Origin of the sequence: Scopulibacillus cellulosilyticus (assembly GCF_042665295.1) — a bacterium.
Lineage (GTDB): Bacteria > Bacillota > Bacilli > Bacillales > Sporolactobacillaceae > Scopulibacillus_A > Scopulibacillus_A cellulosilyticus.
This window is the reverse complement of record NZ_JBHTCO010000017.1, coordinates 85,350-106,804: the sequence shown is the minus strand read 5'-3', so window position 1 is coordinate 106,804 and position 21,455 is coordinate 85,350. Positions and strand designations below refer to the sequence as shown.

Here is a 21,455-nt window from a genome sequence, read left to right as displayed (position 1 = left end):
TAATATGCAATAGAAAATCAGTGTATATATTCAGTTAGTTCCACTAGTGATGTCGTTCTTAACTTGTTGATTTTTTTTAAATAATGCTGTTTTAATCCCGATAACAGATACTATGACTGTAATAAGGCCAGCTAAAATAAATATGACTTTTACATGTATATACTGAACAAATATACCTGACAGCATCCCGCCAAAAGGCAAAGCTAAATAAGCTAACATACGTGTTGAGCTAATAACACGACCGAGCAGACCAGATGGAACGACTTCTTGTCGTAAAGTAAACCAATTAATTGATAATAGAGTAACTGATCCTATAATGATTATTCTGCATGTAATTAATATAATTAATAGCCCTTGAGAAAATATTAATGCTGTTTGTCCTAACCCTATTAAGATTCCGGCTAAAATGATGACATTTCCTCTTGGTAATTTGTTTAATTTATTGGCTAAATAAATGGCTAAAAATGATCCTAATGTCTGTAAAGAAAACACTAATCCAATGTATTGAGAGGAAAGATTTAACGTACCTTTCAGATAAAACATGAATAAAGATTCCATTGCTCCATATCCTAAATTTATTAAAAATATAAAAATAGTACCTGTTAATATAATTTTAGTTTTAACGACGTAATCAATACCTTCTCTAATAGAAATCAAAATTGATGAATTGTCATTATTGTTATTCTTATATTTATTAGCTATGAAACTAATAAATACTGCTGAAAAGAAATAAGTGAAAAAGTTAAAATATAACAGGTTTATTGTTCCAATTATGGATATTAAAACACCTGCTATAGAAGGACCTATAAATGTAGTTATCGTTTCAGACAACTTTAATAAAGAATTACCTTGAATTAAATTTTTTCCTTGTAAAATTTCTGGAACTATAGATTCAAAGCTGGGATGATAAAATGCACTAATTGAAGATAATAAAAATCCTATAACATAGACAATCCAAACGTCTAAATGATTTGTTAGTCCTGTGATAGGAATGATAATAACTAAGGCAGCTGAGATAATGTCTCCTGCCAATAAAATGATCTTTTTGCTTATTTTATCTGCAAAGGCTCCTCCTAATAAGCTAAATAAAACTTGAGGAGTTATTTCTAACACAAAGGTTACAGCCATTAAACTTGGTGATTTGGTTAGTTTATAAACTAATAAAGGTAATGCAACCTGAAAAAATGAAGTACCAAAGTTGCTGGTTGTAGCACTTAGAAATATAAATAAAAAATCTTTGTTTTTTAATACTTGATAAGATTTCATATATATCCCTTCTTAGCAGCTATAATATTAATGAGTTAATGTTGCAGTATGGAATGACAAACTGGACAATTGTCTTGTCTTTCCCACTCTGAAATAGAATATGTTTGATATGTTGAGAAGTTTAATTCCATCATTTTCCCTAATGATATGGGTTTGCTAATACCTGTAACTAGTCCTAAAACTTCATTAACCATAGCACCGGCTAGCATGGCTACATTTGGACTAATTGCTGCATTATTTCTCTGAAAGTTTACTTGATTCATATTATTAAGTTCCTCATTAACAGTTCTATCACTTTCCATTAGGGTCTTTTTATGACACTCTACACAACCAGTTTTTCCGGGTATCACAGAAAAGAAACGCCCTCTGGTATTTAGTATTCCACCTGAAACTAAAGGCTTTCTCAACTTGACTGCAGCTTCATTTACCCAGTCTTGAATATATAATGTAGGTTTATCAGCGACACAAATGACATATTCGCTATTTTTAATATGGTTCATAACGTCTTCTGAACATTCGATCCGTTTGTTTGTAATATTTAAGTTGATATTAGGATTAAACTCTGAAATCCTTTTCTTAGCAAGTACTGTCTTTAGTTCATTGATATTTTCTTCAGAATATAACAACTGTCGGTTAAAATTGCTCAACTCTAAAGTATCAAAGTCTAAGGCATTTATATTATGAAATCCTAATCCCGCCAAATGATATAATATTTGGCTGCCTAAACCCCCAATACCTAATAAAGCAATATTTGTATGCATAATTTTTTCTTGAATCTCAAATTTACTATCTTCTAAAGATGTAAAGAGCGAAAAAAAGTTTAAATTTGCCTTATATCGTTCTCTTTCGTATTCACCCATTACTCTTGGACTAATAGAGTTGTCTTCAAGATATTTTTCTTCATCTAATGATTTAATCGCTTCATGTACTTCTTGAGAAGTAATGTTTGGATACTTAAGTAACACTTTCTCTGTAATATCTTCAATAGTATTTTTTCCATCGATTAACGATATTAGATATTTAATACTGCCGTTAGGGTCTTCAATGATTCCTGCTACACCATCTTCTTCACCTATATGTATTTCATTATTTACAAAAAACACCGGTATTGTTTCTTTAAATTTAGGTTTAATCATCAAAAAGACCTCCTGTATAAATTTACTGAAATAGGGAACTATCATCAGATAGTTCCCTATTTCTAAAATCTTAAGTAATACCCTTGGAAGTTATTAACCTGGGAAACCTAATACAACACCAGCTTTTTTGCTTGCTTTTTTAACATTAATCCTCATATTTAACACCTCCTGTTCTAAGATATTTTCACAATACTATAAAAATTTTCGGTCCACAATATACCTTTTGTATCATTTATAGGAAGTAACGTAAGAAATAGGAAACATCTACTATATGAAACTAACTATTAATTTGATATAAACAAGGGTGATTAACATTCAAAACAAACTCTTCTGTTTGGCAGAAATTATCGTCAAAAAACAATATTTGCATTTTATTTAATTTCTCTATTAAACTTAATTTAAAAGGTTAAAAAAGGAGGAGAAATAAATGAACACTATTGATTTATTAATATTAAACCTGAAAGAAACTCGAAGAAGAAGTACTATTGTATGGAAAGCCATTCCCGGTGATAAATTGAATTGGAAGCCAGATGAAAGCGCCATGACATGTTTAGAAATGGTCCGCCATGTATTAGAATCAGAGTATTATTATTGCCTTGCCATTGAAAATAGAGGAAGCTTGAAAGATTTTCATTCTCCATTTGAAAAAAGGCCATTTATTTCAGTTGAAGATGAATTAGATTTTGCAGAGACTTATCATCAACAATTTTTACAGACAGTTCGCTCCTTTTCTAATGAAGATCTAAGTGCAATCAAAATAGATCGTTCCGATGAAGGGTATATTCGTTCATTAGGAGATATGTTAATGCGTATAGCATATCACGAAGCAGTACATACGGGACAACTTTTAGACTATTTAAGAACAATGAAAGTTAAAAGACCTAATATTTGGGATTAATTGTTTAATAAAGAACCGATTTTCCTTATGTGATAGGAAAATCGGTTCTATTGTTCTTTACGGGACAACGAATACTACGTCTAAAGACCTTAAAAAGATACCTGGATCAATCCGGGTGCCTTCTTCAGGCTCCCGTCCTGCGTGACCGCTGCACCTTTATACTCTTTCCTACATGCCTCTTCCGATAAAATATTGTAAGAATCATAACTAAAATAAAGAAGAAGCTTGATATCTTAAATATTGTTGAAATGCCGACAAATTGTGAAACAACACCAAACACTAATCCGCTGAGACCAATGCCTAAATCAATGGCTGAATAATACATACCATTGGCAACGCCGCGCCGTTCCGGTTTCGTTTGCGACAGGATCCATGCTTGAAGCGTTGGAAGAAGCGATCCGTAACCAGCGCCAAACAAAATACCGGAAATAATAATAAAAATATTTGAAGTGGCAAACGACAGCACCCAAAGCGCGGCAAATGCGAGAAAAGCACAAATAAGTATAATGGTTTTTGGACCTTTTCTATCAAATAGCCTTCCTGTTAAAGGTCTTGAAAAGGTCGCTACAATGGCATTAAATAAATAAAATAAATAAATCTGATGGATGCCGCGTGCAGTAGCAAAAATAACAATAAAAGTCGTCACCGTCCCATATCCAAAAGTCGCCATCAATGTAACTAGTGCCTGATACCAGCTGGTCTTATCAATCAGAGAACCAAAAAAAGAAAATTTCAGCTCTTCCCGTTTTACATTTTTTACATTGTCTGGCGACCGGTATTTACTTATAGACAATAAGATAATAGCAATAGCACACAATATCACAGACACGGTATTGGTGACACGAAAATTATAATGATTATAAAGGAAAATGCCTAAGCTCGGTGCAATAACCATACCAATCGTCGCCGAAAGGCCGTAATAACCCATGCCTTCACCAAGTCTTTTCGGCGGGACGTTGTCAACGGCTGCCGTCCCATTAGAAGTTGTAGCCCATCCCCATGCTAAGCCGTGGAATAAACGGATCAATAGGAAAACAAAAACAATTTGTGTTAGCGGATAAAATATCGTAATAACAAACAGTGACAAAATACCGATTAATACAAGCGGTTTACGGGTTCTGAATTCAAGTAAAAACCCGATAAAGGGTCTCATAAAAACAGCACCCAGTGAAAATAACGTTGTGACCAAACCAATTTCAACCCCCGAGGCACCAATGTCTTGAATATGGGGCGGCATAATAGGTATTAACATTTGGAAACCCATAAAAGTAAAAAAGTTCCCAAATATCAGCATTATGAATGACTTTGTCCAAAGGGACTGCTCAAGACTGTTCGATTGAAACGACAAAACAAATCTACTTCCTTTCTATATTTATTTGTTAATCGTACGAAAATGAAAAGTTTAATAAACTAAAATATTAACGTCCAGAAATTCCTTAAAAAGAAAACAAAAAAGAACCTTCACATTTGAAGCTTCACAAAACATGTATTTCTGATTTAGACACCCATCTCAGTTAATATCGTATAATCTAAAAAAATTCGGAAAATCCCTTTACTTCTATATACATTAATGCTAAAAGGCAAAAATTACAAGAGTCTTTTGTATAAAAAATACAATCAAATTCCATAAAAGTTGATATATATGCCCTTGAAACATTTACATGTCAAGAGCTATATCTCTAAAGCTGCTCCTTTATTACACAAACCTGTCCATCAGTCTTATGTACAAGTTCATCAGATGTAAGCGGAAAAACGGCCTTTGGATGTCCGGCTGCTGCCCAAATTTTATCATATTGCAGCAAGTCTTCATCAATTAATATTTTGACAGGCTTAGCATGGGCGATGCGCTCTGCTTTAACTTTGCCATAAACCTCACCTTTCCGATTAGTAATGTTCTTTTATACGCCTTATTTCAAAAATCTGATAAATTCTTAGTCCAGTTTATCATATAAATGTTTTTTACATAACTTGTCTTATATGTGGAAAAATACGGATGACAGAAAGGGGAATATAAATGGGAGCCATTCAGAAGAACGGATACACGTTTGATGTTGAATATAGTGTGATGTTGCAAAAAGGCGCTGTACACGTATATAAAGATGGTATGTTTTTACAAGAAATGCCTTTCCAATTTACCGGTCAAGATCCTGATCCTGAAAAGATTGAACAAGTTGTTGATTCATTTTTTAATAATGAAAGATAAATGGTGCTGTCTTAAAAGTCTTCTTTACTTTTAGGACAGTCCCTTTTTAATTTATAAGTATCATTTCCTTCAGTTTTAAACGACACCCCTAAGCGGCTTCTTCACTTTTATGGGCAACCATATTCCAATTATGAGCGAATTATCCCCGTTATGAGCATTTCCCCTCTTTTATGAGCCAAATTTTCCATTTAGGAGCAGCTCCGACTCCTTTCACTGCCAAAATAGTCATTCAAACTATTCCGTATTACACGCTTTTGATCATATCCTATATCAGTCATGTTATAAATCAATTCGGCAAGGGATGGGAAAGGAATGATTATTAAGGAAAAAGTTAAAAGTGAAATTCATCAGATGATCAATCATATTAAAAAAAATCAATCCGATGACGGTTCGTGGAAATACTGCTTTGAGAGCGGCCCAATGACAGATGCCTATATGATTATCATTCTCCGTGTTCTTGAATATAAAGAGGAAGATTTGATCAAAGCTCTGGTTAATCGTTTATTAAATACGCAGCAATCAAATGGCGCTTGGCGGTTGTATGATGATGAAAGCGGAAACCTGTCAGCAACAGTTGAAGCCTATACTGCTTTGCTATTTTCAGGTTATGCTGATGGCTCCGATAACAATATGAAAAAAGCTGAGTCATTTATTCTCAAGAAAGGCGGCCTTGAAAATACACACGTTTCAACAAAATTTATGTTAGCACTTAATGACCTTTATCCTTGGCCATATTTTTTCCCGTTTCCGCTTTTTATGATGAATAAAATACATTCATATAAATTAAGTTCCTATGTTAAAGCCCACTTGGCACCGATTTTAATATTAGGCCATCATAAGCCTTCATTTAGAAATCAGTGGACGCCTGATTTATCTCATTTATTTTCAATATCGAAAAAACGTAAAAGAAAAAGCAAACGAATTTATTCAATATCAAAATTCTTGGCAAAACCTGCGATTAAGAAAGCTGAATCATATATGCTTAAGGGGATTGAAGCGGATGGCACCTTGTTCAGTTATGCCAGTGCAACGTTTTTTATGATCTATGCCTTCCTTGCATTAGGCTATGATTCTCATTCACGCCATTTACAAAATGCTGTCGCCGGCTTAAAATCTTTATTATTTAAAATTGATGAAGACTGTCACATACAAAATTCATCCTCAACGATATGGGACACCGCATTGTTCAGTTATGCCTTGCAGGAAGCGGGACTCTCTATTGATGATCCAGCCATTTTGTCTTCAGCAAAATACTTACTTTCTTTTCAAAAGGATTATCGCACTGAAGGAGGATGGGGATTTTCAGAGAATAATTCAAGTCTTCCAGACATTGATGATACACAAGCCGCTTTACGTGCTATTTCCCGGTTTACGCTTGATCATAATGAATATCGAAAAGCCTGGAATGCAGGTGTCAAATGGCTTCTTGACATGCAGAATGATGATGGCGGCTGGGGATCCTTTGACAAAAATACCCACCAATCCATCATTACCCTATTACCTATTGAAAATTTGAAAGATACTTTCATAGATCCATCAACGGCTGATTTAACAGGTCGGACACTTGAATTTTTCGGCAACTATTTAAGGTTAACCATTCGTCATCCGCGTATAGAATCAGGTGTACGTTGGTTAATAGAAAATCAGAAAGACGACGGTTCATGGTATGGCCGATGGGGTGTTTCTTATATTTATGGTACATGGGCGGCCGTAACCGGATTAAAAGCTGTCGGGGTACCATCCCATCACCCGGCTATTCAAAAGGCAGCTGAATGGATAAAGAATATTCAGCGATCAGACGGCGGCTGGGGTGAATCATGTAAAAGTGATCAAAAGCGTACCTTTGTGCCCCTCACATATTCTACAATTGTACAAACCTCCTGGGCAGTCGATACCTTAATATCAATTTATGAAAAGCCGACCACAGAGATTGAAAAAGGCATCGACTATATATTAAATCGGGAAAACCATCCTGAGAAATCCTTGACATATCCAATGGGTGCCGGGTTACCGGGGCATTTTTATATTTATTATCATAGTTATCCGCATATTTGGCCGTTATTGGCTTTAAGTCATTATATTGATAAAATAAGAGAATTTTAATTCACTGTAAAAAAAACCGCATTTCTTTTTTGAATGCGGTTTTCTTTTGCACTTTAGAAGGTTTAACTTATTAGCTGCAGAAGCAAGGCTTTACGCTTCCTCCAAAATACTGATTGGATTAAAGACTTCATAATGGCTGTGTTCTTTAGACACACCGAAATCCTTAAGCGCTTGATTGACCGCTTTCATAAAAGGGATGGGCCCGCAAAAATAAAAATCAGCTTGATTGCCAGGCAAGATTGATTTTAACCATTCAAGATCTATAAACCCTTCTTTATCAAAGTTACGTGAGTTTTTATCATCTTCTGTTGGCTTTTCGTAACAAACATATGATTTTACATTGTTATGATCTGCAACTAATTGTTCAACACGGCTTTTCATAGCGTGAGTTGTACTATTCATTGTCGCATGTATAAAAGTTACCGATCGCTCCGGCTGTTTCTCAACAAGCATTTCCAGCATACTCATTAGAGGGGTTAGTCCAATGCCGCCGCTAATCAGCACGATTGGCAGGTCATTGTACGTTACAGTAAAATCACCGGCTGGAGCGGCAAACTGCAAAACATCGCCTTCTTTAACCTTTTTATGAAGATAATTAGATACGATCCCTTCCGGCGCATCCCCATGAGCCTCTTCACGTTTAACACTAATTCGATAATAATCTTTGCCTGGGGCATCCGATAAGCTGTAATGCCGCATATGTGTGTACTTCTCGCCTTCAATGGCTGCTTTCAGTGTCAGATATTGCCCCGCTTGATACGCGGCTATTGCTCTTCCATCTTTAGGTTTAAGATAAAAGGACGTCACCTGGTCCGTCTCCGGTACCTTTTTATCTACAATAAAGTCACGAAAGCCCAACCAGCCGCCAGTTTCATGTTCTGTTTTATCATAGAGTTCTTTTTCAATGCTTATGAAGGCATCTGCGATATAATTGTAAGCGGCTGCCCAAGCATCAATGATTTCATCTGTGGCAGCGTCGCCAAGGACATCTTTTACAGCTTGAAGCAATGTTTCACCTACAACTGGATATTGTTCAGGTTTAACACCCAAAGCCCTATGCTTTTCGGCAATCCGCATAACAAGAGGCTTTATTTCATCTAAATGATTGATATTTTCCCCAGCTGCATAGACTGCATAAGCCAGCGCTTCTTGCTGTATTCCTCTTTTTTGATTTGTTTGATTAAACATATTATAAAGTTCAGGAGCCTTTGAAAATAAAAGTTTGTAAAAATGTTTGCCAATTTCATCACTGTGCTCTTTTAAAACGGGTGCTGTTGATTTAACAATTTCAAGTGTTTTTTCATCAAGCATTGATTAATCACCTACAATATAAAAGAATAGTTTTTCATTATTTAATAGCCGAAGACACTTTTTTGCCCTTTTTGACTTTCCTTTATGAGTATTAGCTTTATTATCCTTTTTAATTCCTTTAAATCTTGATGCACTTTCCCCGTTATCTCCCTGATTATTAGCTTCTAAAGATCTAACTTCATCCTTTTAAAAATTATTAACAAATTCTAAGTTGACTCATCGGAATAATTGGGGTTATTATAAATAATAATAAAAAATTAAAGAAAATTTGGCTGGTACCAAGCCCCAAGGCGCAAGCAACTGCCTGGTTGCAAAGCTTACTGCATGAAAAGGCCTTCCTTTCCGCTTTGCATCGGGCTATGATTAGCTCCTATGAATTGCGCCGTACAGGAGCCCTTATAAAACTTTCTTCATTTAGATATCTTGATTATTCTGAAAGTGAAAAAATGGCTGATCGGACAACCGAAGGCTTTATTTAAAAAGTAAATGTACTCATTTGCGAGGTGAATATTTTGAATTTCCAAGTAACGAACAGTCCTTTTAGTCAGGAGCAGGCAGAGCTTCTTAATCAGTTGCTGCCAACACTAACAGATAAACAAAAAATTTGGCTCAGCGGGTATCTTTCCAGTTTTGAAGCAGCCATTTCTACAACGGCTGATACCGCCGGTCAAAGTCTTCTCGTCACCGAAGGATCTTCTCAAAATGTCAGCCAGTCTGCTTCCCGGGAAGTCACGGTGCTCTTTGGCTCCGAGACCGGCAATGCACAATCGCTTGCTGAAGAGATGCATCGGAAATTAGAGGAACAAGGATTTAAAGCAACTCTATCTTCGATGGACGATTTCAAGCCAAAAACTTTAAAAAATGTTCAGGATTTGCTGATTATTACGGCCACTCATGGAGAAGGGGATCCGCCGGACAATGCTTTGTCCTTCTATGAATTTCTTAACAGTAAACGGGCACCCCAATTGGATGGTCTGAGATTCTCAGTACTCTCACTCGGAGACCAGTCTTACGAATTTTTCTGTCAGACTGGCAAAGATTTTGATAAACGGCTTGAGGAATTAGGGGGAGAACGTTTTTACCCCCGGATTGATTGTGACGTAGATTTTGATGAACCAGCCGCGGAATGGGTTGAGGGTGTTTTAAGTAAATTAAGCGAGGCTCAGGAGTCTAATCCTGCCGGTGAACAAATACTTTCAACTGCACAGGCAGCAGCGGCATTGCAAACAGAAAAGCCGGTCTATTCAAGAACTAATCCTTTTAAAGCTGAGGTATTAGAAAATTTAAAACTTAGCGGCCGCGGGTCAAACAAAGAAACCCGTCATCTTGAATTATCTCTCGAGGGGTCTAATTTTAAATTTGAACCGGGTGACAGTCTCGGCATTTTCCCGGAAAATGATCCCGGCTTAGCAGACAATATCATTAATGAGATGAATTGGAACCCTGAAGAAATCGTTCCTGTAAATAAACAAGGTGAAACGAGCACATTACGTAAGGCTCTGATCTCCCATTTCGAGATTACCAGACTGACAAAGCCGATGCTTACACAGGCAGCACAGCTTTTCTCCAATGAAAAGCTGACAGAACTCATTGCATCAGGACATGAGGAAGAACTTAAATCCTATCTCGATGGGCGCGATCTGCTTGATTTGATACGGGATTTCCCGCCTGGAAAAGTAGCGCCAAGCGAATTTTTACAGATTCTTCGCAGGATACCTGTTCGGCTTTACTCAATCTCGAGCAGCTTTAAGGCGAACCCGGATGAGGTTCATCTTACAATTGGAACCGTTAGATATGAAGCACTCGGACGCAACCGGATTGGTGTTTGCTCCGGACAGTGCGCAGAACGGATAGAACCCGGCGACCTATTGCCTATCTATATCCACCGTAATCCTAATTTCAAATTTCCGTCGGATTCTGAAACGCCGGTCATCATGATTGGACCCGGCACTGGCGTTGCTCCTTTCAGATCATTCCTGCAAGAAAGAGAGGAAACAGGCACGCTCGGAAAAACGTGGTTATTTTTCGGTGATCAGCATTTTAAGTCAGACTTTCTTTATCAGGTTGAATGGCAAAAGTGGCTTAAGGAAGGTGTTTTATCTAGAATGGATGTCGCATTTTCCCGCGATAATGCTGAAAAGGTTTATGTCCAGCACCGCATGCTTGAGAAAAGCCGGGACATCTATCAATGGCTTAAAGATGGGGCCAATGTATATGTTTGCGGCGACGAAAAGAACATGGCTAAGGACGTTCACCATACATTGCAGGCGATCCTTGAAAAAGAAGGCGGCATGACCCAGGACGAAGCAGAACTCTATTTGACACAAATGCGCCAGGAAAAACGTTATCAACGTGATGTGTATTGACGTGCTGAAGATTAATTGAAAGGAGTTTTACGATGGATAATAAAGGTATAGCGCCAAATAACGGAAAACCAAGCGACCTTGAGCGGATAAAGCGGGAAAGCAACTTTCTTCGCGGAACGATTGCTGAAGGGCTCAAAGATCAGTTAACAGGTGCACTGTCTGATGACGATAATAAGTTGTTAAAGTTCCACGGGAGTTACCAGCAGGATGACAGAGATTTACGGGATGAACGCAGGCGGCAGAAACTCGAACCTGATTATCAGTTTATGGTGCGTGTACGTACCCCGGGCGGTGTAACGGCGCCTGAACAATGGTTAGTCTTGGACAATCTGGCCCAAAAATATGGCGATGGAACAATTAAACTGACGACCCGGCAGTGTTTTCAAATGCACGGTATTCTTAAGTGGGATTTAAAGAAAACTTTTCAAGAAATTAACGGAGCACTGCTCAGTACGCTGGCCGCTTGCGGTGATGTCAACAGGAATGTGATGTGCAGCCCTAATCCTTACCAATCAGAGATTCATTCGGAGGTTTACGAGTGGGCCGATAAACTGGATAAATACTTGGCACCGCGGACAAAAGCCTATCATGAGATCTGGCTTGATGAAGAAAAAGTGGCAGACAGCCGTGAAGCAGATGAAGATATTGAGCCTATGTACGGTCCCGTGTATTTGCCCCGGAAATTTAAAATTGGTATAGCGGTGCCTCCTACAAATGACGTAGATATCTTCTCTCATGATTTAGGTTTCATTGCGATTTTAGAAGAAGGACAGCTTAAAGGATTTAATGTTGCTGTTGGCGGCGGCATGGGTATGACTCACGGAAATACAAACACTTACCCGCAGGTTGCCCGTGTCATTGGATTCATTCCGGTCAATAAAATCGTTGAGGTGGCAGAAAAAGTTATCACAATCCAAAGAGATTACGGCAACCGCTCAGATAGAAAAAATGCACGCTTTAAATACACGATCGATGCCAGAGGCCTTGATTGGTTTAAAGATGAATTAAATGACAGGTTAGGTTGGGAGCTTGAAGAAGCACGCCCTTATCATTTTGACCATAACGGCGACCGCTATGGCTGGGCCCGGAGCAGTAACGGCAAGTGGCATTTGAATCTATTTATTCAAAACGGACGTATCAAAGACTTTAAAGACTATCCGCTTATGACGGGTCTAAGGGAGATTGCCAAAGTTCATACTGGGGAATTCCGGCTAACCCCGAACCAAAACCTGATTATCGCTAATGTTGACAGCGAAAAGAAGCAAGAAATAAACGAGTTAGTCAAAAAGTACGGACTTACTGAAGGCAAGCACTACTCCGCTCTGAGAAGAAATTCCATGGCTTGTGTAGCTCTTCCGACTTGCGGGCTTGCTATGGCGGAATCTGAACGGTATCTTCCTTCTTTACTGGATAAGATTGAGGTTATTTTAGATGAAGCCGGTCTTCATGATGAAGAAATCGTTATACGTATGTCAGGATGCCCTAACGGCTGTTCACGTCCGGGATTAGCGGAAATTGCCTTTATCGGCAAAGCGCCGGGTAAATACAATATGTATCTTGGCGGCGGTTTCGCTGGTGAGCGCCTAAACAAACTTTACCGCGAAAATATAGGAGAAGAGGAGATCCTGGAAACACTCCGTCCTATTCTTTTTCAATATGCGAAAGAACGTCATGAAGGTGAACACTTTGGAGATTTTGTGATTCGTGCCGGCTACGTTGAAGAAGTTCTCTCGGGACTTGACTTTCATAAAAAAAAATCACCAGTAACGGTTTAGCCTTTGAAAACACACTATCGGAGAAAAGTTAATTATTTAGCAAAACACCCAGATACTTATTACTTAAGCATCTGGGTGTTTTCGTAAAAAGGACATACTGCTATTTCCTCATTACCCTGATTATTCCCCTTGCCGATGAAGACTTTCAACACATTGATCGAAAAAATTCACGATGTCTTCAGCTGACTTTCCGAGGACACGGACAAGCACGCCGCACGTCAGCTGACTGATTTCTCCGTAAAAGTTGCGCTTTTTCGGCAAAGCCACTATTGATTCTTTTTGATTTTCTTCTTCATCCTCAAATGGCTTAAGGTAAGGTTCAGGAATAATATTGCGCTCTTGTAAATTTAGTCGAACGCTTTTAATCCAATCGGTTGTTGGCCAATCCTTAGTTGATTCGCCCCACGCTACAATCCACAGATTTCCAATATGAGTAAATTCGCCAAAAAACGGCGGTTGGTTAAGATCCGCTTTAGTTGGCTCATAGCATTGCCTGTCCCAAACGAGAGGAAAGCGGTCACCTAATTCTTTCGATATCACACGTGTTTCACTGAGGAAACGTTTATATTGAAAACACTCTCCAGAACCAAGCCTCCCCGGGGTAAGTATATCCCATAATACTGCCCGGGATCCTTCATCCAGCTCTACTGTTGTCCGTTGTGTGAAATCAGAACCTGCAAAAGGGATAACCGGGTCTGGAAGGTAATACAATGTTCCGCCGGGCCCAATTGAAAATTTCATGTTCTGCGACGAAGATCTTTTTGGCGCCTTATAAATCTTCGTATATGAATCTGTATCAATCACTAGCGTAGCATTTGCTCCGACGGTAAATGTATTTCTATAATGATCACCCTGTAAAATCCCTTCGCCAATTTGTACAAGTCTCATTTTAAGCCCTTTTGGATCAGAGTAAGGACCGAACGCTCTCAAAGGGGCTTCTGCATAATTTTCAACAAGATGCGTTCTGTTATCCTCACCGCAAGCAACTGAAATTCTCTGCTGCCATCCTTTGGGATTCATAAGGGTTATGCTCCTTCCTCTTTCAAATCCTCTAACAAGGCATATTTACGTAAATGGCTAACAATTTCATCCACTGCAGTTCCGTTATTTAGGTTTGTCATTTTGTACGGCTTATTGCCGCGCATGCGTTCCGTATCGCTTCGCATGACATCAAGGTTGGCACCGACAAGCGGGGCAAGATCTATTTTATTAATAACAAATAGATCTGATTTCATAATACCCGGTCCGCCTTTGCGAGGAATTTTCTCGCCTTGGGCGACATCAATGATAAAAATAACAAAATCCGCTAATTCGGGGCTGAAGGTTGCAGCCAAATTGTCGCCGCCGCTCTCAACAAAGACGATGTCGAGGTCTGGAAAGCGGCCAACCATCTCATCAATGGCATCAAGATTAATTGACGCATCTTCGCGAATAGCCGTATGCGGACACCCGCCTGTTTCTACCCCTTTAATCCGTTCCGGAGGAAGCACACCTGTCCGTACAAGGATTTTCTCATCCTCTTTTGTAAAAATATCATTTGTAATCACTGCTGTACTATACTGATCTTTCATTCGTTTTACTAATTGTTCAATTAAAGCGGTCTTACCGGAGCCGACAGGCCCGGCAACACCAATCCGTACTGGTTTCATAATTTCAACCTCCTTATAAATATTAAGATCTGAATAGACGTGAATATAATGATTCATGTCTCATTTGCGCAATATCCCAAAGGGGTAGAGAAGCACCAAGCTCTCTAAGGGTTTTTTTCTTCTGTTCAGTTATGGCATCAAAAAGCGGCTTGGAAAGACGGCTCAATAACAGCTGTCCTTCACTTTGACCGAGCGGCACAAGTTTTATCAGTGCCGCAACAAGCCCGGCGGACGTTGCATATGCAGAGGCAAGTCCTGTTTGCTCTGACGGCCATCCCGACGAAGCGCCGATAATACCGTAGACGACTGAAAAATTCCCAAGAAAGTTGAAAAGCTTCTGGCCCTTGATCCATTCATAATAACCCGAAAGTATCGGCGAGTCTTGGATTTGTACGGCCTCTTTTAATAAGCGCTTACCGGTAGATACAGAAGCATCATTTGCTTCTTTCGCCGGACGGGAGGCGGTCAGCGTCATATCGATTTCCGCCAGATTCTCAAATAACTGCTCGTTTCGGATACTAAGTGCATCTGCCTCGTTTACTGCATGCCAAGCTAAAAGGATGGCTAACCCATCGGTTGGCGCCCAGCCTTTCGCTAAACAACGGACAAGCCATTTTTCAGCACTGTTCAAATCATGAATGGCCTTCTCTTGAACAAGACTTTCCATGCCGTAAGAATGCGTGAAAGCTCCTGTGGGAAAAGCGCTGTCAGTATATTGAAGCAGTTCCCACATCCTTCTCACGCCCCGTGTTCCATCGCATCGTCGTGATGATGCGGGTGTGTATGGCGATGAACGGTACGTTTTGTTGCAAAGCCTTGAGGCAATACCCGCTTTTCTTGACGAAATGGAAGGCCGACTGCCCGGAATAAATCTACATTTTGTTTTTCATCCGGGATAAGCACCTCATCTTCCAGAACTAGAAGCGGCTGATGCAAGTTTCCAATTTGATAACAAAGCTCGCCCATCTCTTTTTTTGTTTGCGGCTTAGCCACAATGACATCAGTCGGTTTAACTTTAACAACAATCAACCGATTGTTATCAGCATACAGAATATCGCCTTCGCTTAATGGCGGACCCGGCGGGAGATCAATACCCACTTCGGTACCTTTATCTGTCGTTGTCCGAAATCTTTTTTTTGGACACTCCTCCGAATCTAAATAGACATATTCAATGTCGGCTTCGTGTTCACTTGTCTCAGAATATTGACCTGCAATAGATGTAATAATCACTAGTCATCCTCCTCTAAAATAAATAGTATAGAAAACTATACTTCTTATAACTAAATTGAAAACTTCAATTATTTTTAAAACATAAAGTAACGTCTTGCCATGGAGACTGTCTTTTCAGCTTTACATGTACAAAGCTTACCATCAGCTCTTACATCATAAGTCTCAGGATCAATTTCAATCTGAGGGGTTAAGTTATTTAATTTCATCATTTTTTTAGTGATATGGCGGCAGCCTGTCACACCATACAACTCGCGCTCTAATCCAAGTCTTTCACCTATCCCGTTACGAAGTGATGCCTTAGAAACGAACGTCAAAGAAGTTGTCTTAATAGCCTTTCCGAATTGAGCAAACATCGGTCGGTGTATGACCGGCTGCGTTGTAGGTATGGACGCGTTTGCATCTCCCATTTGTGCATATGAAATCATGCCGCCTTTAATAACCATATTTGGCTTGACGCCGAAGAATCCCGGTTCCCATAAAACAAGATCTGCATATTTTCCGACTTCAATAGAGCCAATGATATCATCAAGGCCATGAGTAATAGCTGGATTGATCGTATATTTTGCGACATACCGCCGAACACGGAAATTATCGTTGTCTCCAGTTTCATCTTTCAATTTTCCAAATTGACGTTTCATTTTATCAGCCAATTGCCACGTTCTCAGTACTGTTTCACCGATACGGCCCATCGCCATGGCGTCTGCCGACATCATCGAAAGAACACCCATATCATGCAGCACATCTTCAGCTGCCATTGTTTCATTACGGAGACGAGAGTCAGCAAGCTGGACATCCTTTTTACTTGCCGGATCAAGATGGTGGCAAGTCATTAACATATCCATCTCTTCATCCATCGTATTAACAGTATAAGGGTTAGTTGGATTAGTGGATGACGGGAGGACATTCTGTTCACTGGCCACTTTCAAAATATCCGGTGCATGGCCGCCGCCGGCACCTTCCGTATGATAAGAATGAATGGTTCTGCCATCAAAAGCTTCAATCGTTCTTTCAACAAAGCCTGCCTCGTTTAAAGAGTCAGCGTGAAGAGCGACCTGAATGTCATATTCATCTGCTATTTTAAGGGCTGCATCGATAACCGCAGGCGTCGATCCCCAGTCCTCATGAATTTTCAATGCAATGGCCCCGGCTTCAATTTGTTCGGCTAAAGGACCTGGATATGATGCATTGCCTTTACCGGAAAAACCGATATTAATCGGCAGCCCTTCTGCCGCTTCAAGCATTTTTTGAATATTCCAGGGCCCGTTTGTACATGTCGTACCGTTCGTTCCTGCCGCTGGGCCAACGCCTCCGCCAATAAATGTCGTCGTACCGTTTGATAAAGCATGTTCACAAAGTTGCGGTGCAATATAATGAACATGCGAGTCAATGGCCCCGGCTGTTAGAATAAGCCCTTCACCGGCAACGATCTCTGTTGATGCACCAATAATCAAATTCGGATCAACATTATCCATAATATCCGAATTGCCTGCCTTACCAATCGCACTAATTTTTCCGTCGCGGATACCGACATCTGCCTTAATAATGCCCCACCAATCAATAATTGTTGCGTTAGTGATAACAATGTCCGGCGTGCCATGTCTTCTCTCTATGCTCGTCGATTGCCCCATACCATCCCGTATGACCTTTCCTGCACCATATTGCACTTCATCACCGGGAATTGTTTTATCTTCCTCGATTTCAATAAATAGCTCTGTGTCAGCTAACCGGACCTTGTCCCCTTTTGTAGGGCCAAATTGCAAATTCCGCTCCTCGCGTGACATTTTAAAAGACATCTTCATCGCTCCCTTAATCTAGAATCTTAATCCGATGTTGTGTAAAGGACATCTTTTGACATTTTAATTTTCCTGATTCACTTTGAATCTTTAGTTTTAAATCCGAGTCTTGCCGCCCTTTCCATGGCTTTAGTAAGTTGATATGGATTCTTGGTAGAACCGTTTGTCAATTGATTAAGTCCATAAACTCGGCGTTTCCCGGCAAGCGCAACCAATTGAACTGTCATTTGTTCTCCTGGTTCAAATCTTGTCGATGAACCTGCAACAATATCAAGCCTGTAGCCAAAAGCCTTCTTTCTATCAAATTCCAATTGCCTATTAACTTCAAAAAAATGGAAATGGGAGCCTACTTGCACAGGACGATCCCCTGTATTTGTAACGGAAAGTTCAATTGTCTCTCTTCCTTCATTACAAACAATATCTCCCTTACCGTATATCACTTCTCCTGGAATCATAATCATTCTTCCTTTCCTAATACCAAGTGAATTTTTATTTTTATTGATGCTTTCAGGCGTTTTAAATGGGAACTTATTATTTAGCTAGCTTTAGAAAGAGGATTATCAATTATGAACGGATAGGGTTATGTACAGTGATCAATTTGGTACCGTCCTCAAATAAACCCTCAACTTGAATCTTTGTAATCAACTCGGGTACCCCTTCCATGACATCTTTCTTTTTAAGCAATGTGGCGCCGTATTCCATAAGCTCTGAAACGTTCTTTTCCCCATCCCTGGCAGCCTCAAGAAGCTCACGGGTAATGAAAGCAACCGCTTCAGGATGATTAAGTTTTAATCCCCTTTCTTTACGGCGGTGAGCCACATCTCCTGCATAAGAAATCATCAATTTATCTAACTCCCTAGGTGTAAGCACCTTTGCCACCTCCAGCATTTTTAATCTTCCACATTATGGTCTTGTAAAAATACCTTTATACACCTTTAAGTTGGTTCCAGTTAATAAAAATCTCCGTGTTCGAAATAAAAAAACCCCGGAAATTCTTTATGTCAAAAAGAATTTCCGGGATTAAAATAAGTTTGTATTCGTGAGGCATAACTATAGGCTGTTGAAACTCATTCACCTTTATTTATACTGTGGACGTAAAAAACAGCCCATGGCCAAAAGCCCCGTATTGTGTACATGTTTCCGCTGCGGCTTCTGCCGCCTTTTCCATCGATTGTTCAATCGAACTTCCATTATAATAATGAGTGAGAAAAGCTGCGATAAACGTGTCTCCTGCACCAAGCGTATCAACCGCTTCTGTTGGAATAACAGGCTGTTCAAAAATATGGTTATCTGCTGATAAAAAGGCACCTTTCGAACCGCGTGTAATGCCTACAATTTCCGTTCCATATTGATGAACTTTTTGAGCGAAATTCCAACAATCCAATTCAGTCAGATGACTGCCTGAGAAAAAGGCTATCTTCGTATAAGGACAAACAGCATCAAGATAGTCATCATCCATTTTGGTTGAAAAGTCAAAGGAAATGTCTATTATTTGATGAAGCTTAGGCAACTGATGTTCAATGCGGCTGTATACGCTCGTATGCAAAATATCAAACTGCCTGATATACGCCAAATCTTCATCCGTAAAATGAAGCGTCAGCGACTTCTGAACACCGCCCTGGTTAGAACCGACAAAGATCCTGTCACCTTCATCGTTGAGTTCCACTTTTGCCATGCCGTTCTCACCAAAAGCTTGTCTGATTCTAGTTATATCCACTTGTTCTTTTTTTAATGTTTCTATGATATGCGCTGCCGGTCCGTCGTTTCCTAAAATACCGATATAGCCGGTTTGTTCCGCGCCGGTTTGTTTGCTTAAAACGGCAACATTCAAAGCATTGCCGCCTGGAAAAATTTCATTTCTATCTAAATAGTAATCAACAACATTATCTCCTGCACCAATTAATTTCATCGTTAAGTCCCCTTTCGTCTAACCCTTGATGCTTCCGCTTGCCATACCGCGAATAAAATATTTTTGTGCAAATAAGAACAAGATGACAATTGGCAAGGCTGAAATCGTTAGCCCGGCCAACAAGACGCCCCAATTCGTTTGCAAGGCATCCCGAAACTGCATAAGGCCGGCCGGAATTGTTCTTAATTTATCATTATCAACAAAAACGATCGCAAACATAAACTCATTCCATGCAAAGTAACCGGTCATGACTGTTGCTGTCATTAATACAGGCTTACTTAATGGCAAGAAGATTTTCGTAAATATCTGCAAGTTGCTGCAGCCGTCCAAACTGGCTGACTCCTCAAGTTCTTTCGGTATTGATAAGAAATACGCCCGGATCAATAGCAGCGTGAATGGAATCCGGTAAGCAACATAAGGCAAAATCATTGCCCAATAAGTGTTATAAATGTGAAGCGCTTGCATGAGTTTATATAAAGGGATTAAGCTTACCTGCGGCGATAACATCAGTCCGCCTAGACAGAATATAAGCAAAATATTTTTCCCTTTAAATTGAAATCTTGAAAAAGCATACGCGCCCATCGCACTGATTAAAACCGTTAAAACACAAGTAGCCACTGTTACAATCACACTGTTGAGAAAATAACCGGCAATCCCGCTTTGCCATGCGTCAACATAATTTTGTATTAAAAATTCCTTTGGAAATCCCCAGCTGTCGCCTAAAATTTCTTTTGAGCTTCTGAAGGAATTCATAACCATCCAAAGGAGAGGGTAAGCAATGATGATAAAATAAACGATCAAAATAAAGTATACAACAAATCCGCTCAAGAAAGGCTTTTTTGTTTTTAACAGTTTTTTTGGCTCAATTTTCGATAAGACATTGGCTTGAGTGTATTCATACTGTTTTTCTGTTTCCATAGATTATACCTCCTTTCCCGAACGGAATAATCTCAACTGAATCACTGAAATAATTAACGTTATGGCCAAAATAACTGTTGCTATCGCTGAAGCATAACCCATTGAGTCATTTTCAAAGGCTGAGTGATACAAGTAGGTTGCCAGGACTTGTGAGGAATAACCCGGCCCGCCGTCAGTTAAAATATTTGGTTCATTAAAAACTGTAAACGCTTGAGTCAGCGTAACAATCGTCGTAACAAAGGCCATTTCTTTAACCCCTGGGACTGTTACATGAAAAAACTGCTTAATCTTGCTTGCACCGTCAATTTCAGCTGCCTCATAGATTTCATTCGGAATCTTTTGAATAGCAATGATAAACAGCATGGCAATATACCCAATGCTTTGCCACTGCGAGACGGCAATAACTGCGAAAATCGCTGTATGACCGTTACCTAACCAACCTGTTGTCCACCCGTGTAATCCAATTAAATCAAGAAGCTTATTTAACAATCCAATTTCAGGATTATAAAAGAAGTCAAACAATAGAGCAATAACAGTAATAGAAATGATTACCGGTATAAAAAATACTGTTCTAAAAAATGGAGAAAATCTCCTCACAAGCTTGTCCTCTAAAATTGCCGCAAGGATCAGCCCGCCTCCCACTTGAAAAATAAGTGATATCACCGCATACCATATATTATTTTTTAAAGCTGTATAAAAAATTGGATCATGAAACAAATCAATAAAGTTTCCAAGCCCCTTAAATTGCATTGTTGGTGTAAAGGAGCTCCAATCAAACAGGCTGTAATACAAATTACAAATAATAGGATAATAGACAAACAGCAATAACATAATTAAAGCGGGAGCCAAATATACATATGGGAACCATTTTCTCTGATTTGGCATTGATGTCCCTCCT

At 39.3% G+C, this 21,455-nt stretch carries 19 protein-coding genes; 5 read left to right on the top strand and 14 right to left on the bottom strand.

Going from position 1 to position 21,455, the window contains the following annotated elements; translation table 11 throughout:
- Positions 1 to 30: 30 nt before the first annotated feature.
- On the bottom strand, positions 31 to 1,266 hold the full coding sequence (locus ACFQRG_RS13580) for an MFS transporter (RefSeq protein WP_380966872.1): 1,236 nt from the start codon (positions 1,264 to 1,266) through the stop codon (positions 31 to 33).
- A gap of 35 nt (positions 1,267 to 1,301) precedes the next feature.
- Positions 1,302 to 2,402: a HesA/MoeB/ThiF family protein gene (locus tag ACFQRG_RS13575; RefSeq protein WP_380966870.1), complete on the bottom strand. Its 1,101-nt coding sequence runs from the start codon at positions 2,400 to 2,402 to the stop codon at positions 1,302 to 1,304.
- A 427-nt stretch (positions 2,403 to 2,829) separates the two neighbouring features.
- Here ACFQRG_RS13575 and ACFQRG_RS13570 point away from each other — a divergent pair, with 427 nt between their 5' ends.
- On the top strand, positions 2,830 to 3,300 hold the full coding sequence (locus ACFQRG_RS13570; protein WP_380966868.1) for a DinB family protein: 471 nt from the start codon (positions 2,830 to 2,832) through the stop codon (positions 3,298 to 3,300).
- Positions 3,301 to 3,424: 124 nt separating this feature from the next.
- Here ACFQRG_RS13570 and ACFQRG_RS13565 read toward each other — a convergent pair whose 3' ends face one another.
- Positions 3,425 to 4,594 carry an MFS transporter gene (locus tag ACFQRG_RS13565; RefSeq protein WP_380967036.1) on the bottom strand — a complete coding sequence of 390 codons (1,170 nt, stop codon included), beginning with the start codon at positions 4,592 to 4,594 and terminating at the stop codon, positions 3,425 to 3,427.
- Positions 4,595 to 5,314: 720 nt separating this feature from the next.
- Here ACFQRG_RS13565 and ACFQRG_RS13560 point away from each other — a divergent pair.
- Together ACFQRG_RS13560 and ACFQRG_RS13555 are read left to right on the top strand one after the other, a co-directional pair.
- Complete coding sequence (locus tag ACFQRG_RS13560) at positions 5,315 to 5,503, top strand: DUF5370 family protein (RefSeq protein ID WP_380966866.1); 189 nt, start codon at positions 5,315 to 5,317, stop codon at positions 5,501 to 5,503.
- Between the two features lie 312 nt (positions 5,504 to 5,815).
- A complete protein-coding gene (locus tag ACFQRG_RS13555; protein ID WP_380966864.1) occupies positions 5,816 to 7,606 on the top strand; it encodes a terpene cyclase/mutase family protein in 1,791 nt (596 codons plus the stop codon).
- Between the two features lie 90 nt (positions 7,607 to 7,696).
- Here ACFQRG_RS13555 and hmpA read toward each other — a convergent pair whose 3' ends face one another.
- Positions 7,697 to 8,917: an NO-inducible flavohemoprotein gene (hmpA, locus tag ACFQRG_RS13550; RefSeq protein ID WP_380966862.1), complete on the bottom strand. Its 1,221-nt coding sequence runs from the start codon at positions 8,915 to 8,917 to the stop codon at positions 7,697 to 7,699.
- A gap of 512 nt (positions 8,918 to 9,429) precedes the next feature.
- On the opposite strand from hmpA, the gene ACFQRG_RS13545 reads away from it, so the two are divergent.
- Positions 9,430 to 11,283 carry an assimilatory sulfite reductase (NADPH) flavoprotein subunit gene (locus ACFQRG_RS13545; protein WP_380966860.1) on the top strand — a complete coding sequence of 618 codons (1,854 nt, stop codon included), beginning with the start codon at positions 9,430 to 9,432 and terminating at the stop codon, positions 11,281 to 11,283.
- Between the two features lie 32 nt (positions 11,284 to 11,315).
- Positions 11,316 to 13,058, top strand: a complete 1,743-nt coding sequence (gene cysI / locus ACFQRG_RS13540; RefSeq protein WP_380966858.1) for an assimilatory sulfite reductase (NADPH) hemoprotein subunit — start codon at positions 11,316 to 11,318, stop codon at positions 13,056 to 13,058.
- Positions 13,059 to 13,178: 120 nt separating this feature from the next.
- On the opposite strand, the gene ACFQRG_RS13535 is transcribed toward cysI, so the two are convergent.
- The 10 genes from ACFQRG_RS13535 to ACFQRG_RS13490 form a co-directional block, all read right to left on the bottom strand.
- Positions 13,179 to 14,078 (bottom strand): urease accessory protein UreD, encoded by a 900-nt coding sequence (locus ACFQRG_RS13535; RefSeq protein ID WP_380966856.1) that lies wholly within the window; start codon positions 14,076 to 14,078, stop codon positions 13,179 to 13,181.
- A gap of 5 nt (positions 14,079 to 14,083) precedes the next feature.
- A complete protein-coding gene (gene ureG / locus ACFQRG_RS13530) occupies positions 14,084 to 14,707 on the bottom strand; it encodes an urease accessory protein UreG (RefSeq protein WP_380966854.1) in 624 nt (207 codons plus the stop codon).
- 22 nt (positions 14,708 to 14,729) lie between these two features.
- Positions 14,730 to 15,440, bottom strand: coding sequence for an urease accessory protein UreF (locus ACFQRG_RS13525; RefSeq protein WP_380966852.1), 711 nt, complete (start codon positions 15,438 to 15,440; stop codon positions 14,730 to 14,732).
- Between the two features lie 5 nt (positions 15,441 to 15,445).
- Entirely contained in the window at positions 15,446 to 15,937 is a 492-nt protein-coding gene (locus ACFQRG_RS13520) for an urease accessory protein UreE (RefSeq protein WP_380966850.1), read from the bottom strand.
- Between the two features lie 74 nt (positions 15,938 to 16,011).
- Entirely contained in the window at positions 16,012 to 17,730 is a 1,719-nt protein-coding gene (gene ureC, locus ACFQRG_RS13515) for an urease subunit alpha (RefSeq protein WP_380966848.1), read from the bottom strand.
- A gap of 77 nt (positions 17,731 to 17,807) precedes the next feature.
- Positions 17,808 to 18,185 carry an urease subunit beta gene (locus ACFQRG_RS13510; RefSeq protein ID WP_380966846.1) on the bottom strand — a complete coding sequence of 126 codons (378 nt, stop codon included), beginning with the start codon at positions 18,183 to 18,185 and terminating at the stop codon, positions 17,808 to 17,810.
- Between the two features lie 109 nt (positions 18,186 to 18,294).
- Positions 18,295 to 18,600, bottom strand: coding sequence for an urease subunit gamma (locus ACFQRG_RS13505; RefSeq protein WP_380966844.1), 306 nt, complete (start codon positions 18,598 to 18,600; stop codon positions 18,295 to 18,297).
- 211 nt (positions 18,601 to 18,811) lie between these two features.
- On the bottom strand, positions 18,812 to 19,639 hold the full coding sequence (locus ACFQRG_RS13500) for a PfkB family carbohydrate kinase (RefSeq protein ID WP_380966842.1): 828 nt from the start codon (positions 19,637 to 19,639) through the stop codon (positions 18,812 to 18,814).
- Positions 19,640 to 19,657: 18 nt separating this feature from the next.
- Positions 19,658 to 20,557, bottom strand: coding sequence for a carbohydrate ABC transporter permease (locus tag ACFQRG_RS13495; protein ID WP_380966840.1), 900 nt, complete (start codon positions 20,555 to 20,557; stop codon positions 19,658 to 19,660).
- 3 nt (positions 20,558 to 20,560) lie between these two features.
- Positions 20,561 to 21,442: a carbohydrate ABC transporter permease gene (locus tag ACFQRG_RS13490; RefSeq protein ID WP_380966838.1), complete on the bottom strand. Its 882-nt coding sequence runs from the start codon at positions 21,440 to 21,442 to the stop codon at positions 20,561 to 20,563.
- Positions 21,443 to 21,455 lie beyond the last annotated feature (13 nt).